The organism is Mycobacterium europaeum, from assembly GCF_034555895.2.
GTDB classification, from domain to species: Bacteria; Actinomycetota; Actinomycetes; order Mycobacteriales; family Mycobacteriaceae; genus Mycobacterium; species Mycobacterium europaeum.
This window is the reverse complement of record NZ_CP157315.1, coordinates 5509007-5523578: the sequence shown is the minus strand read 5'-3', so window position 1 is coordinate 5523578 and position 14572 is coordinate 5509007. Positions and strand designations below refer to the sequence as shown.

General features: G+C 67.2%; 16 protein-coding genes. 11 read left to right on the top strand and 5 right to left on the bottom strand.

What is annotated here, in order from left to right:
- The first annotated feature begins 79 nt into the window (after positions 1 to 79).
- The 9 genes from U8D42_RS25680 to U8D42_RS25640 all read left to right on the top strand — a co-directional run bounded on the left by U8D42_RS25680 (position 80) and on the right by U8D42_RS25640 (position 7940).
- Positions 80 to 1441 (top strand): TetR/AcrR family transcriptional regulator, encoded by a 1362-nt coding sequence (locus U8D42_RS25680; protein ID WP_322860507.1) that lies wholly within the window; start codon positions 80 to 82, stop codon positions 1439 to 1441.
- Between the two features lie 213 nt (positions 1442 to 1654).
- The gene (locus U8D42_RS25675; protein ID WP_431523893.1) at positions 1655 to 2629 is read left to right on the top strand and encodes a zinc-binding dehydrogenase; all 975 of its coding nucleotides are present in this window, start codon (positions 1655 to 1657) and stop codon (positions 2627 to 2629) included.
- 72 nt (positions 2630 to 2701) lie between these two features.
- Positions 2702 to 2902: a hypothetical protein gene (locus tag U8D42_RS25670; RefSeq protein WP_322860505.1), complete on the top strand. Its 201-nt coding sequence runs from the start codon at positions 2702 to 2704 to the stop codon at positions 2900 to 2902.
- Positions 2903 to 2904: 2 nt separating this feature from the next.
- Complete coding sequence (locus U8D42_RS25665) at positions 2905 to 3597, top strand: haloacid dehalogenase type II (protein WP_322860504.1); 693 nt, start codon at positions 2905 to 2907, stop codon at positions 3595 to 3597.
- Between the two features lie 3 nt (positions 3598 to 3600).
- Positions 3601 to 4056, top strand: a complete 456-nt coding sequence (locus U8D42_RS25660) for a cupin domain-containing protein (protein ID WP_085243011.1) — start codon at positions 3601 to 3603, stop codon at positions 4054 to 4056.
- Positions 4057 to 4061: 5 nt separating this feature from the next.
- Positions 4062 to 4895, top strand: a complete 834-nt coding sequence (locus tag U8D42_RS25655) for a GntR family transcriptional regulator (protein WP_322860503.1) — start codon at positions 4062 to 4064, stop codon at positions 4893 to 4895.
- Between the two features lie 110 nt (positions 4896 to 5005).
- Complete coding sequence (locus tag U8D42_RS25650) at positions 5006 to 5482, top strand: hypothetical protein (RefSeq protein ID WP_322860502.1); 477 nt, start codon at positions 5006 to 5008, stop codon at positions 5480 to 5482.
- A 134-nt stretch (positions 5483 to 5616) separates the two neighbouring features.
- Entirely contained in the window at positions 5617 to 6432 is an 816-nt protein-coding gene (locus U8D42_RS25645) for a lysophospholipid acyltransferase family protein (RefSeq protein ID WP_322860501.1), read from the top strand.
- Positions 6433 to 6530: 98 nt separating this feature from the next.
- The gene (locus U8D42_RS25640) at positions 6531 to 7940 is read left to right on the top strand and encodes a WS/DGAT/MGAT family O-acyltransferase (RefSeq protein ID WP_322860500.1); all 1410 of its coding nucleotides are present in this window, start codon (positions 6531 to 6533) and stop codon (positions 7938 to 7940) included.
- Here U8D42_RS25640 and purQ read toward each other — a convergent pair.
- The 3 genes from purQ to U8D42_RS25625 are packed head-to-tail and all read right to left on the bottom strand — an operon-like array spanning position 7907 to position 9612.
- Entirely contained in the window at positions 7907 to 8581 is a 675-nt protein-coding gene (purQ, locus tag U8D42_RS25635) for a phosphoribosylformylglycinamidine synthase subunit PurQ (protein ID WP_090418508.1), read from the bottom strand. The genes U8D42_RS25640 and purQ overlap by 34 nt on opposite strands.
- Positions 8578 to 8817: a phosphoribosylformylglycinamidine synthase subunit PurS gene (gene purS / locus U8D42_RS25630; protein WP_085243017.1), complete on the bottom strand. Its 240-nt coding sequence runs from the start codon at positions 8815 to 8817 to the stop codon at positions 8578 to 8580. The genes purQ and purS overlap by 4 nt, the downstream gene beginning before the upstream one ends.
- A gap of 60 nt (positions 8818 to 8877) precedes the next feature.
- A complete protein-coding gene (locus U8D42_RS25625; RefSeq protein ID WP_322860499.1) occupies positions 8878 to 9612 on the bottom strand; it encodes an ATPase in 735 nt (244 codons plus the stop codon).
- Here U8D42_RS25625 and U8D42_RS25620 point away from each other — a divergent pair.
- Complete coding sequence (locus U8D42_RS25620) at positions 9589 to 10227, top strand: MBL fold metallo-hydrolase (RefSeq protein ID WP_322860498.1); 639 nt, start codon at positions 9589 to 9591, stop codon at positions 10225 to 10227. The two genes, U8D42_RS25625 and U8D42_RS25620, sit on opposite strands and share 24 nt — an antisense overlap.
- Positions 10228 to 10297: 70 nt before the next feature.
- On the opposite strand, the gene U8D42_RS25615 is transcribed toward U8D42_RS25620, so the two are convergent.
- Both U8D42_RS25615 and U8D42_RS25610 read right to left on the bottom strand, forming a co-directional pair.
- On the bottom strand, positions 10298 to 11965 hold the full coding sequence (locus U8D42_RS25615) for an FAD-binding dehydrogenase (protein WP_322860497.1): 1668 nt from the start codon (positions 11963 to 11965) through the stop codon (positions 10298 to 10300).
- A 48-nt stretch (positions 11966 to 12013) separates the two neighbouring features.
- Positions 12014 to 12718 carry a DUF2334 domain-containing protein gene (locus U8D42_RS25610; RefSeq protein WP_085243021.1) on the bottom strand — a complete coding sequence of 235 codons (705 nt, stop codon included), beginning with the start codon at positions 12716 to 12718 and terminating at the stop codon, positions 12014 to 12016.
- A gap of 146 nt (positions 12719 to 12864) precedes the next feature.
- Here U8D42_RS25610 and U8D42_RS25605 point away from each other — a divergent pair, with 146 nt between their 5' ends.
- The gene (locus U8D42_RS25605; protein ID WP_322860496.1) at positions 12865 to 14484 is read left to right on the top strand and encodes a DHA2 family efflux MFS transporter permease subunit; all 1620 of its coding nucleotides are present in this window, start codon (positions 12865 to 12867) and stop codon (positions 14482 to 14484) included.
- Positions 14485 to 14572 lie beyond the last annotated feature (88 nt).

The following is a 14572-nucleotide window of genomic DNA, read 5'->3' as shown; positions in this document are numbered from 1 at the left end:
CCGGGACCGCCGGGGCCTCCGGCGCGTCATTGGGTTGGATATCCCATAGTTTGGGGCGCCCGCGAGTTAGCCTGACGCGATGGCCCATCCCGATGTTCAGGACGAACAACGGTTGACCGCCAAGGGGCGTGCCACCCGGGATCGCATCGTGGAAGCGGCCGCCCAACTGATCGTCACCGAGGGCCTGTCCGCTTTGAACATGGAGAATGTACGCAGGGCGGCGTCGGTCAGCGGTTCGCAGCTCACCCATTATTTCGCCGACAAGAACGCCCTCATTCGCGCGGTCATCCGGCGGCAGATCGGCGTGGTTCTCGACTTTCACCGGCAGCCCAAGCTCGGTGGTCTGGCTTCGTTCGCCGACTTCGAGCGGTGGATCGACCTCAATATGCGGTACCTCAGGCGCATCGGATATTTCGGCACGCCCACCTACCACGCCCTCGCCGCCCAGCTGGCGAAGTCCGACGATGCGATACGACAGGCGTTGGCGGCCGGTTATTGGCAGTGGGTCGACCTGCTCGACGCGGCGATCCAGCGAATGAAAGATGACGGCGTCGTGGTCGCTGAGGCCGACTCGCGCGCGCTGGCGATCGTGATCGTCGCCGCCCATCAGGGCGGTGGCACCTTGGCCTTCACCTACCGCGCGGAATGGCCGCACGCCGACGCGGTCCGCTTCGCAATCAACCACCTGCGCCGCTTCGCCACCGATCCCGGCGAGCGGGTCGCCCGGCCCGCCCGGCGTCCTCGGCGCATAAGTAAGGTGCACGACCAAAGTGACGACAGCCCAACGCGTTTCACCCGCAAGGGACAGGCGACACGCGCGCGCATCGTCGAGGTCGCCGCGCGCCTGATGTTCGAGCGCGGCGTCGCCGGCACCAGCATCGAGCAGGTGCGCCGAGCGGCCGGGGTCGGCGGCTCGCAGATCGCGCATTACTTCCAGGACAAGCGCGAGCTGACTCGTCAGGTGATCGCCGCCCGCCGCGAAGACGTACGGGCCTTCCACACTCGGCCACCGCTGGGCGACCTGGACACCCTCGACGCCCTGCAGAAGTGGGCCGACGCCTGCATCGCCGACATCGACGCCGTATACCGCTTAGGAGGTTGCGTCTACGGCTCATTGGCGGGGGAATTGATCGACGCCGACGACGAATTACACCAGGAGCTCTCCGCCGGCTATGACCAGTGGATCGAGCTCTTTGAGACGGGCCTTGCGGCCATGCGCCGGCGCGGCGAGCTGCGCCCCGACACCGATCCGCGCCACCTGGCGGTATCGCTGGTCGTCGCGCACCAGGGCGGTGCGATGTTGACATATGCCACCGGGAATCCGGAACCGTTGCGGGCCGCAGTCAACGCCGCCGTCGACTACGTGCACGCCTTCACGACACCCGCCCGCAAAGGACGATCCACTCCGGCGCGACGCCGCGGCCGGTCCCGAGCCAAGTGACGCCACACCATCCCACTGGACAGATTGGGATAGGTAGCCCATAATAAATGGGTTAGCTAGCCCATTATGGACGAAGCCCCTCTGGCGTCGTTCCGCACATCCAGATATGGATGCCCACTGGGCATTTGGGAGGAGCGGCAAGTGTCGACCATCGAAGCGCCCCAGCTACCCACCGCGCCTGCGGTCGTGCGCGAGCACCCCGGCGGCGAAACCATGCGGGCCATCATCCTCGAGGGATTCGGCGGCCTGGACAGGCTCGTCTACGCAGACATTCCGAAGCCGCTACCCAGGCACGGCGAAGTGGTTATCGAAGTCAAGGCGTTCGGCCTCAATCACGCCGAGCTGCACATGCGCCGGGGGGAATGGGCCGAAGCCGCGGAAGTCAGCGGCATCGAATGCGTCGGCGTCGTCGACTCGTGTCCGGGCGGTGAATTCCCGGTGGGCGCCAGGGTGGCGGCGTTGATGGGCGGTCTGGGCCGCACCATCAACGGCAGCTATGCGCAGTACACGCGTGTGCGCGCCTCCAACGTCGCCGTCATCGAATCCGAGCTGCCCTGGTCGGATTTGGCGGCGCTGCCCGAAACCTACGCGGTCGCTTGGACGTGCCTCTTCCGCAACCTCGACCTGACGGCCGGGCAAACCCTGGTACTGCGCGGCGCGACCTCATCACTCGGGCAGGCCGCGCTCAAGCTGGCCGTCGCCGCCGGCGCGCGCGTCATCGCCACCGCACGAAGCCATGGCCGGTTCTCCAAGCTGGAAGAGCTCGGCGCCTCCCGCGCCGAATTGGAACGGCGCGACCTGGCGGACCATCTCCCCGAGTCGAAGCGGGTGGACGCCGTCCTGGACCTGGTCGGCAACAGCACCATCTTGGACTCCCTGGACATGCTGCGCCGCGGCGGGACGGCCTGCCTGGCCGGATGGCTGGGCGGACTCGACCCCATCGGGGATTTCAACCCGCTGTTACGCATGGCAAGCGGCGTCAACTGGAACTTCTTCGGCAGCTTCGTCTTTGGGGCTCCTGGCTTTCCGCTGTCGGACGTGCCGCTGCAAGCGATCGCGCGGCAGGTCGCGGAGGGCACGCTGGAGGCCAAACCGTCTCGCGTCTTCTCTTTCGATCAGGTACGTGAGGCACACCGCGTGATGGAAGCGGGAGAGGCCGGAGGGAAGATGGTCGTCGTGATGCAGTGAGCAGTACCGTCGGGTTGGCACAAGGGGTCCGCCGAAGGCGCAATCCTGCGGGCTGGGATCTAAGGGGGCGTAGTGGCCGTGCGGGAAGCGGGTCCGGAGCGGGTAGCAGCGTTCTCCGACGGTGTGTTCGCGGTGATCATCACGGTCGGCGTCTTCACGATGGCCGGGGTCGCCGCGCTGTGGTGGCCGTTGCTCGGGATGGCGTTGATTTGCCGGTGTTTGATCGGGTACTTACGGCCCGACGTCCCCACACTGAAGAAAATTGAGGCCTAGCCGTGCATCTGCCGTCCGTCCTGGTGTTCGACGTCAACGAGACGCTGGTCGACATCGATTCACTCGCACCGCTTTTCATCGAATTATTCGGTGACGAGCGGGTGCTTCGCGAGTGGTTCGCCCAGCTGGTCATGTACTCGATGTCCGCGACATTGTCGGACCATTACATGACGTTCTCCACGCTCGCGCAGGGCGTGCTGCGCATGGTCGGCGACATTCACCACGTTCACGTCTCCGACGATGACCTGCACCGGCTGACGACGGGCCTGCTCACCATGCCGGCGCACCCGGATGTGACGGAAGGGCTGGCCAGGTTGCGTGACAACGGTTTTCGGCTGGTTACCCTCACTAATTCACCGCCCAACCCGGATGGGCCGACGGCGCTGCAGAGTGCTGGGCTGGCCGATTTCTTCGAACACCAACTGAGCGTCGACGCCCGCCGCGCCTTCAAGCCGGCACCCGCCGTGTACCGATACGTGTGCGAAACGCTCGGGGTGGCACCGGCCGACTGCATGATGGTTGCCGCGCACGTGTGGGACACGCTCGGCGCCCAAAACGTCGGCTTCAGCGCGGCGCTCATCGCGCGCCCAGGCAATCCACCGCTGCCGGTCGAGGGGATGCCCCAGCCGGACCTGGTGGTGGCTGACATGCATGAGCTCACCCAGGAACTCCTCAAGAAACGGCGCCATAATTGACGGATGGCGACCACCGACGGATTCCACCCGGACTTCGACGAGACAACAACCGAAGCCACCGGCAACCGGGTGCACCACATCAAGGCGTCCGACCTCAGCTCCGACACCGCGCAATCGGAGGGGCTTCGTCGCTTCGCCGCGCTCAGCGGCACGTCCGTCGGCGCCGAAAAGCTCTGGATGGGTGAGACACACGCGATGCCGTCGGCCGTTTCCTCCAACCACCATCACGGCGACTCGGAAACCGCCATCTACGTGCGCAGCGGCCACCCGGAATTCGTCTTTCACGACGGCGCCCAAGAGGTGCGGATCTCGACCTCACCCGGTGACTACGTCTTCATCCCGCCGTATCTGCCGCACCGCGAGGAGAACCCCGACCCGAACGCGCCGGCGGAGGTCGTCATCGCGCGCAGCACGCAGGAGGCGGTCGTGGTGAACCTGCCGGCGCTCTACCCGCTCTGACCCCGATGACCAGCCGGTCGCTCGACCTCGAGTCCGCCGATCTCCGAGTCCGGCGTGGCAGCGTACCCGCGAGCACCCAACTCGCCGAAGCGCTCAAGGCCGCGATCATCAAGCAGCGCCTGCCCCGCGGCGGACGCCTGCCCAGCGAGCGTGAGCTGATCGAGCGCTCCGGCCTGAGCCGGGTGACCGTGCGCGCGGCGGTCGGACTGCTCGAGCGGCAGGGCTGGCTGCTGAGGCGCCAGGGTCTGGGGACCTTCGTGACCAACCCGGTGAGACAGGAATTGGGTTCCGGCGTGCGCACGATCACCGAAGTCTTGGCGAGTTCGGGGATCACCCCGCACGTCGACGTTCTGTCGCATCGCGTCGAGGAACCCCCACAACGGGTCGCCGACACGCTGGGTTTGCCCAAAGTTCTATGCATCCAGCGACGTTTCCGGGACGGAGACGCACCTCTGGCGCTGATGATCGCCTATCTGCCCCCGGGGCTGGGACGGGCCGTTGAGCCACTGCTGGCGAGCGTGTCGGACGCGCAACCCGAGCGGGCGATGGAAAGCACCTACACGGTGTGGGAGCGGCGACTGGGCACCCCCATCGCCCGGGCCACCTATGAGATCCATGCGGCGGGGGCCTCGGTCGAGGTAGCCGCCGCGTTGAACCTGCCGTTGGGCTCGCCCGTGCTCGTGCTCGAACGGATCAGCTACGGCAATGACGACAAGCCGCTCGAAGTCGTGGAGTTTCACTACCGCCCGGAGCGCTACCGGTTCTCGGTGACGCTGCCGCGGACCATGCCCGGGTCCGGCGCCGGGATCGTGGAGCGGCGACCGAACACCCGATCTTGACCGCGGGGCCGACCGGCTCCGGCCGCGCTCAGCAAATTCTCAACAGTTTCTTCGGGGGCTCATGGCTTGCCCCCCAGCATTCGCAAAGCCACTGGGCGCAACATGATTTCATGGCGAACGAGCTCATGTGCGCGAACTTGATCGAACACTACCTGCGCACCCGGGGGCGGCGATACTTCCGCGGCCACCACGACGGCGACTACTTCTTCGTCACCAACGCGCGCATGTGCACTTCAGGGCGCCTGCACGTCCATCTCGAGATCTCGCCCGCGCATGGGGATGTGCTGATCGTTCGCGTGACCCCCGCCTGCTTCTTTCCCGCCACCGAGCGCCCCTGGCTGGTGCACTTCTCGGACACGTGGAACCGCGACGAGCACGAAGTCACCGCCATCGTGCACGGCTCGTGCGACCCGCAGCGGATCGGCGTGGTGGCGCGCAGGTCGCACTGGATCCGGCGGAATACGTCGTTCGAGGAATTCGCCGCCTTCGTCGACCGCACCATCGCGGACGCGACCGACCTGTTCGACGCCCTGAGCCCGGCCGCCCAGCCGTCGACGGCGCACCCGCTGCTGCGCGACGCCGGCTGACCTGGGCCGAACTCCCCATCGACGGATATGGCATTCTCTTCTCAGAAGAAGGGAATATGCCGCGCGGGGAGGTTTGAGAGCTGAGTCACACCGGCAATCAATAGCCAGCGGCAGGAACACGACGGCGGGGAGCCATGACGAGCAGCGGTGTCGGGGTGGCGGACAACCACGAGACGACCAAGTGGGACCCGGCTTTCACCGAACAGGTCAGTAAGACACTCGGACCGGTCATCAAGCGGTGGTACCGGGCCGAGGTGCGCAGCATCAGCAACATCCCGTCGTCCGGTGGAGCCCTGGTGGTGTCCAACCATTCGGGCGGCATGCTGACACCGGACGTGTTGATCTTCTCCCCGGCGTTCTACGAACAGTTCGGCTACGACCGCCCCGTCTACACGTTGGGCCATTACGGCCTGTTCATCGGGCCCCTGGACGGCTGGCTGCGCCGCCTCGGGGTCATCGAGGCCAGCCGTGAGAATGCCGCGGCGGCCCTGCATTCGGGAGCCGTGGTACTGGTCTTCCCCGGCGGCGACTACGACTCGTACCGGCCCACCTTCAGCGCCAACACCATCGACTTCAACGGCCGCACCGGCTACGTGCGGACCGCCATCGAAGCCGGGGTGCCGATCGTGCCCGCCGTGTCGATCGGCGGCCAGGAGACCCAGCTCTTCTTGACCCGCGGCAACTGGCTGGCACGCAAGCTCGGGCTGACCAAGGCGCGCATGGACATCTTGCCGGTGAGCTTCGGGTTCCCCTTCGGCCTCAGCGTGATCTTCCCGCCGAACCTGCCGCTACCCGCCAAGATCGTGACCGAGGTGCTCGAACCGATCGACGTCGCCGCCCGGTTCGGCGCGGACCCCGACATCGACGAGGTCGACAGGCATGTGCGCGGGGTCATGGAGTCAGCGCTCAAGCGACTGGCCAGTGAGCGCCGGCTGCCCGTCCTCGGCTGACCGACGGCGACCGATGACTTGGGTACCGATGCCATGCGAATACCGCTGCAGCACGACCTGATTCGTGATCTTGTGGCTTCGGCACAGCGAGGTGGCGGGTGAAAAGACTCAATGGCATGGACGCGATGCTGCTCTACAGCGAGACGCCCAACCTGCACACGCACACCTTGAAAGTGGCGGTCATCGAGCCCTCCGACCCCGAGTTCGGTTTCGAGGCGTTCCGCGGCCATGTGCGCCGCCGCCTGCACCTGCTGGAGCCGTTGCGCTACAAGCTCGTCGACATTCCCTGGCAGCTCCATCACCCGATGTGGCAGGAGGACTGCGAGGTCGACCTCGACTATCACCTGCGCCGCGTGCGAGTGCCCGCGCCGGGCGGCCGGCGAGAACTCGACGCCGTCATCGGCGAGGTGGCCTCCACTCCGCTGGACCGCAGCCGCCCGCTGTGGGAGTTCCACTTCGCCGAGGGCCTGGCCGGCGGCCGGTTCGCGTTGATCGGCAAGATCCACCACGCGCTGGCCGACGGCGTCGCCTCGGTCAACCTGCTGGCCCGCGCGATGGATCTGAAAGACGCACCGACCGGCGAGCGTGACAACGACGAGGCGGGCGCCACCGCCTCGACCGCTGACCTACTGCGCGCCGCCGCGCGCGATCACGCCCGGCAGATCGCCGAACTGCCGGGATTGGTCAGGGACGCCGCTGTGGGGCTCACGCGGGTTCGCCGCCGGTCCAAACAACGCGGTGACCATCCGGATCTGGCCGATGCCTTCGATGCACCAACGACCTTTTTGAACCACGTCGTGTCGCCCCGGCGGCGGTTCGCCAGCGCAAGGCTGCCGCTGGCCGACGCCAAGGCGGCGGCCGCGGCGCTGGGCATCACCGTCAACGACCTCATACTGGCGACGACCGCCGGCGCCCTGCGCACGCTGCTGTTGGCCTATGACGGCGCGGCCGACCGGCCCCTCATCGCGTCGGTGCCGACGGCCACCGACAGGTCGGACCGCATCACGGGCAACGAGATCAGCGGTCTGATGATCTCGCTGCCGGTACACGTCGCCGCTCCCGCCGAGCGGGCGCGGCTGGTGGCGTTGGCGACGCGAATCGCCAAGGAAGACCACGAAATTCTCGGACCGCAGCTGTACGGCCGGCTGATGGCGTACCTCCCGACGGCCGTTGCCCCTGCCGCGTTCCGGTGGCTGGGGCGGCGCGACGCCCCGAACAAGCTGATGAACGTAGCGGTCTCCAGCGTGGTGGGCCCGCGCGAACGCGGCCACTTCGGCGGCGCGGCGGTCAGCGAGATCTACTCGACCGGCGTGTTGTCGCCGGGCGCCCCGGTCAACATCACCGTGTGGAGCTACGTCGACCAGCTCGGCGTCGCCGTCCTCACCGATGACCGCACGTTCAACGACCCGCACGAAGCGACGGACGCGATCAGCGCATCATTCGCCGAATTGCGCTCGGTCGCGGGGACTTCCGTTCAGACCGCAAGCACCGCGTCCAGCACCGAATAGAACAGGCCCAAGCCGTCGTCGGAGGGGCCCGTCAGCGCTTCGATGGCGTGCTCGGGATGCGGCATCAGCCCGACGACGCGGCCGTTGGCAGAGCTGACCCCGGCGATGTCATGCAGCGAGCCGTTGGGGTTGTCGAGGTAGCGGAACACCACCCGGCCCTCCCCTTCCAGTTCGTCGAGCACATCGTCGGGGGCCACGTAGCGGCCCTCGCCGGACTTCAGCGGCACCAGCAGCTCAGCGCCCCACTCGAAACGCGACGTCCAGGCCGTCGAGATCGAGGCCACCCGCAGCCACACGTCGCGGCAGACGAAGTGCAGTCCGACGTTGCGGGTCAGCGCCCCGGGCAGCAGCCCGGCCTCGCAAAGCACCTGAAAGCCGTTGCAAATCCCCAACACTGGCATGCCGCGCTGCGCGGCGGCCACCACCTCGCCCATCACCGGTGCGAACCTGGCGATCGCCCCGGCACGCAGGTAGTCGCCGTACGAGAAGCCGCCGGGCACCACCACGGCGTCGACGCCTTTGAGGTCGGCGTCGGCGTGCCAGAGGCTGACCGCCTCGGCGCCGACATGGCGCGCGGCCCGGGCGGCGTCGACATCATCGAGGGTCCCGGGGAAGGTGATGATGCCGATTCGCGCGGTCACGGGGTCTCCCGGCTGATCGTCCAGTCTTCGATCACGGTGTTGGCCAACAACGTCTCCGCTATGTCGGCGAGCACAGAATCGTCGACCGTGTCGTCGACTTCGAGCTCGAACCTCTTGCCCTGCCTGACATCTGAGATCCCGGGATGACCGAGCCGGGCCAGCGCGCCGACGATCGCCTGACCCTGCGGGTCGAGAATCTCCGCTTTGGGCATCACATGAACGACTACCCGGCCCACCGGCGCTCCTCCTCAGGTTTGTTTCCGCGCCAACTCTACCGGCGAAAGCGCAGCTCGCCGCTACGGGCACGAGGCAATGTAGGCCTCGCACAGCGGGGCGGTCATGGCGTTCAGCACCGGGTCGTCGGCCATTGACGGCCACGGGACCTGCGGCGGCCCCGACGACCAGAGGGTGAGTTCGCTGATCGTGCTGCTGGCCGGGTGGGCGATCAGATAGGTGTGCATGACAACCGGTCCGCTGATCACCGCGGCCATCCGGTTGGTTTCGTCGCTGGTGATCGACGGTGATTGCGCCGGCACCCGCTGCTGGCAGGAGCGCAGCGCGGCGACGGCGTTGCTGAACACCGACGCCGCGATAGCGCCGCCGCTGGCCGTGTCGCCGCGCCAGTGCAGGATCTGAGCCTGCAGCTGCCACTGCCCGTCCGGGTGGGTCACTGTGGCGCGTGCCGCGACCGCCGAGTCACGCGGATCCCGGGATACCGGGGGCGTGGCACACAGCTCCTCGAACCGGAATCGGGGGCCGGGCGTCGCCCCGGTCACCTGCGCCGCGACCCCCGCCAGCGCGGGCCAGCCGTAGACGGGGTCCAGCGGCACGGCGCGCCGCTGGACCCACGCGGAATCGGGAATCTGGTCACACACGGGCGGGCACGCCTGGGGCTCGGCATGGGCGGGCACTACGACAATGAAAGCCACCGCGAGGCCGCCGACCACGATCATGGTCGCCAGGATTACCCGCATCGGCATCACCCCCGTCAGGGCACAATCGTAGTCATGCAACTGACGCATTTCGGCCATTCCTGTCTACTTGCGGAATTCGACCACACTCGCGTGCTCTTCGATCCTGGAACCTTCGCGCACGGTTTCGAGGGCATAACGGGGTTATCGGCCATTCTCATCACCCACCAGCACCCCGACCACGTCGACGGCACCCGCCTGCCGGCGCTGCTCGAGGGCAACCCGGACGCCGCGCTGTACGCCGACCCGCAAACCACCGCCCAGCTGGGCACGCCGTGCCAGGCGGTGCACGTCGGCGACGAGCTACGGATCGGTGAGTTGACAGTGCGGGCCGTCGGCGGCAAGCACGCCGTCATTCACCCGGAAATCCCTGTGATAGAGAATATTTCATTTCTCGTCGGCGACGGCGATCACCGCGCCCGGCTGATGCACCCGGGTGACGCGCTGTTCGTTCCTGATGAGCCGGTGGACGTATTGGCGACACCCGCGGCCGCCCCGTGGATGAAGATCTCCGAAGCCGTCGACTACCTGCGCGCGGTGGCGCCGGCGCGCGCGGTGCCCATCCACCAAGGCATCATCGCCCCGGATGCGCGGGGCATCTACTACGGCCGGCTGACCGAGATGACCACCACCGACTTCCAGGTGTTGCCCGAGGAGGACGCGGTCGCCTTCTAGCGCGAGCAGACGCAAAATTGCACGATCTCTCCCTGATCAGTGCGATTTTGCGTCTGCTCGCCCAGTCAAGTTAGGCGATGTCGTCGGCGACGCCGCGGCCGGCGGCGCGTCCCGAGAAGATGCAGCCACCGAGAAACGTGCCTTCCAGGGCGCGGTAACCGTGGACGCCGCCCCCACCGAAACCGGCCACCTCTCCGGCGGCGTACAGCCCATTCAGGGGTGTGCCGTCGGCCGTCAGCACGCGGGCGTCCAGATCGGTCTCTATGCCGCCCAACGTCTTTCGCGTCAGAATGTGCAACTTGACCGCGATCATCGGCCCGGCCTTCGGATCGGTCAGCCGGTGCGGGGCCACCACCCGCCCCAAGCGGTCGCCCAGGTAGCCGCGCGCGGCGCGGATCGCAGTGATCTGGCCGTCCTTGCTGAACTTGTTGGCCACCTCGCGGTCGCGGGCGGTGACCTCGGCCTCGACCGTCGCATAGTCCAGCGGCGCGACGCCGGGTAGCTTGTTCATCGCGGTCACCAACTCCCGCAACGTGGTTGCGCTGACGAAGTCCTCCCCCCGGTCGACGAATGCCTGCACCGGCCCGGGCGGCCCGGAACGCGCCCGATTACGCAGTAGCTCGAGCAGGCTCCGCCCCGTCAGATCGGGATTCTGCTCCTGCCCCGAAAGGGCGAATTCCTTCTCGATGATCTTGGCGTTCAATACAAACCAAGTGTAGTCATACCCGGACTTGGTGATGTATTCCAGCGTGCCGAGGGTGTCGAATCCGGGGTAAAGCGGTACCGGCAACCGCTTGCCGGCCGCGTCGAGCCACAGCGACGACGGCCCCGGGATGATCCGGATCCCGTGCAGCGGCCAGATCGGGTCGTAGTTGGTGATGCCCTCGGTGTAATGCCACATCCGGTCGGGGTTGATCACCCGCGCACCGGCCCGTTCGGAAATGCCGATCATCCTGCCGTCCACGTGAGCCGGCACCCCGCTGAGCAACTGCTCGGGTATCCGACCCATCCGCTTCGGCCAGTTCTGGCGTACCAACTCGTGGTTCCCGCCGATGCCGCCGCTGGTGACGATCACCGCGGCCGCACGGAACTCGAATTGCCCCACGGCTTTTCGCGACGACGCCACGCCCCGCGGCGCAGCAGAAGGCTCCAGTACCGTGCCCCGAACGCCGGTCACCGCGCCGCCTTCGACGATCAACTCGTGGACTTGGTGACGGTGCGCGAAGCGCACGGTCGACCGGTCCCGCAGCTGGCGGGCGAAGGCCTCGACCAGAGCGGGCCCGGTCCCCCAGGTGATGTGGAAGCGGGGCACCGAATTGCCATGGCCCTGAGCGTCGTAGCCGCCGCGTTCGGCCCAGCCCACCAGCGGAAAAATCTTGACGCCGCGGTCACGTAGCCACCGGCGTTTCTCACCCGCTGCGAAATCGACGTAGGCGTGCGCCCATTGGCGTGGCCAGTAATCCTCGGGGCGGTCGAACGCCGCCGTGCCGAGCCAGTCCTGCAGGGCGAGTTCGTGGCTGTCGCGAATCCCCAGCCGGCGCTGCTCGGGGCTGTCGACGAAGAACAGGCCACCGAACGACCAGAAGGCCTGCCCACCGAGGTTGGCACTGCTCTCCTGGTCGACGATCAACACTCGCAGGCCCCGGTCCACCATCTCGCACGCGGCCACCAGGCCTGCGAGTCCCGCGCCGACGACGATGGCGTCGGCACCAAACGCGCCGGCCGAAGAATCGCTCATGTCGGACCAGGGTAGTGCCCGCGGCGGGCCAGCCGAGGGGACGCTTGCTCAGGCCGCGTCGAGAATCGCTTTGTCGCGCCGCCAGCGGTAGACCGTCGGTTCGCAGCCGTGCATCAACGACAGGTCGACCGCGTCCACCATCGCCTGCAGCGGGCCCGGTTTGCGCAGGTGACGAGCGGCGACGGCAACCCGTACCACGCCGCCGCGGCGGGCGATCCGCTCCGCGGACAGCACCACCATCCGGCACCACCACGGTTCGGTGAGGAAGCCTTCGCCGATGCCGAGCACGCGGGAGCGCACGGTGGCGTGCCGAACCAGGTCCGTGATGCCGTGCAGGTCCGCCAGCATCCGAAAACCGTTGTCCGGTAACGCCTTGACGACTCCCGGGGACACCACCCAGCCGGGCGCGGCGAACAGACGGGTGCGTAAACCGAGATGCTCGAGCACCCGGTCGGCGGCCATCAGCCGCAGGTTGGCCTCGTGGGCCCGAAGAATGGCGAATTCACCGCGGCGCTTCTTGGTCGCCGCATCGTCATAGCCGTGCAGCACGATGGCGTCGCCGCCGGACCGCCGGGTATTCAGCCATTCGACGGTGTCGGGGTCGCGGTCGAGTCGATAGTCACCACTGAGCCGGGGTGCCACCAACAGCGACACCGGCACGTTGCGGGCATCCATTTGCGCGCAGAACGCCTCGACGTCGGGCAGGGTGCGTTCCCCAATCCCCGAGACCGAGACGATCAATTTTCCAGCCACACCCGCAGTTTGACGAGCTCAGGTGTCGGAATGGTGAAGGACACGCAGACGGCAGACGTATATCGAAACCGCGCTTCCGCAGGTGCCGCCCCATCCGCGGCTGGTGGCCAGGGCCAGCGGGGGGCGGTGGGGCCAATCGGTTCGATATGCTAAGCAACGCCATGGATCAGGCCCCGTACGCAGCGGCCGACACCCCGCTACCTTACGTCCCCGCCCCACAACCGGGCGCGGGCGAGCGGGACTACCCGGACAAGCTGGACGCCGGCCTGTTGCGGATTTCCGCCGTCTGCATCCTGGCCACCGTGATGGCGATCGTGGACGTCACCGTCGTCAGCGTCGCGCAGCGCACCTTCATCGACCAATTCGCGTCCTCACAGGCCGTTGTCGCCTGGACGATGGCCGGCTACACGCTGGCGTTGGCGACCGTAATCCCGATCACCGGGTGGGCGGCCGACCGGTTCGGCACCAAGCGGCTTTTCATCGGCTCCGTGCTGGCCTTCACGCTGGGCTCGCTGCTGTGCGCGGTAGCCGCAAATATCCTGCAGCTCATCGTCTTTCGGGTGGCTCAAGGCGTCGGCGGCGGCATGCTGCTGCCCCTGAGTTTCATGATCTTGACCCACGAAGCGGGGCCACGACGGCTCGGGCGCCTGATGTCGATCCTGAGCATCCCGATGTTGCTCGCCCCGATCGGTGGTCCGATTCTGGGCGGCTGGCTGATCGACACCTCCAGCTGGCGATGGATCTTCCTGATCAACCTGCCGATCGGGCTCCTGACCATCGTGCTCGCGGCGATCATCTTTCCCAGGGACCACGCGGCGCGCTCGGAAACCTTCGACCTCGTGGGTGTGCTGCTGCTCTCACCCGGCCTGGCCATATTCCTGTTCGCGGTCTCATCGATCCCGCATTGCGGCACCGTAGCCGACCGCCACGTGGCGATACCGGCGGCCATCGGCCTGGCGCTGGTCGCCGCGTTCGTCGTGCATGCGTGGCGCCGCGCCGATCACCCCCTCATCGATCTGCGGTTGTTCCGCAACCCGGTGCTCACCCACGCCAACGTGACGATGCTGGTATTCGCCACCGCGTTCTTCGGTGCCGGTCTCCTGCTGCCCAGCTACTTCCAGCAGGTACTGCACCAAACCCCGATGCAGGCGGGTCTGCGCATGATTCCTCAGGGACTCGGCGCCATGCTGACCATGCGGCTGACCGGGCCGTTGGTGGACCGGCAGGGGCCCGGCAAGATCGTGCTGGTCGGCATCGCGCTGATCACGGCCGGCCTGGGCACCTTTGCTGTCGGCGTCGCCAGGCAGGCCGACTACCTGCCCACTTTGCTCATCGGCCTGGCGATCATGGGCCTCGGCATGGGGTGCACCATGATGCCGCTGTCCGTCGCGTCCGTGCAGGCGCTGGCCCCGCATCAGATCGCCCGGGGCACGACGCTGATGAGCGTCAGTCACCAGGTCGGCGGATCGATGGGCACCGCGCTGATGTCGATGATCCTGACCAATGAGTTCAACCGAAGTGAAAACATCGCCGCCTCGAACAAGCTGGCGGCGTTGCGGCAGCAGGCAGCGGTCAGCGGGGTCCCGGTCGACCAGTCGGCAATACCGCGGCAGGCGCTGAGCACCGGTTTTTGGCCCAACGTGGTGCATGACCTGTCCCATGCCTATTCGGCGGTATTTGTGATCGCGGTGGTCTTGGTGGTGTCGACGATCATTCCGGCGTCGTTTCTGCCGAAAAAGCCGGCGAGCCAAACAGTGGGTGAATAGCCGCATCGGCTCGGGCGGTGTCGAGGCGCGCACAGCGCTGGATCTGCAGCGACATCGTTGACGGTCCGACCACCGGTCACCCGCCTGG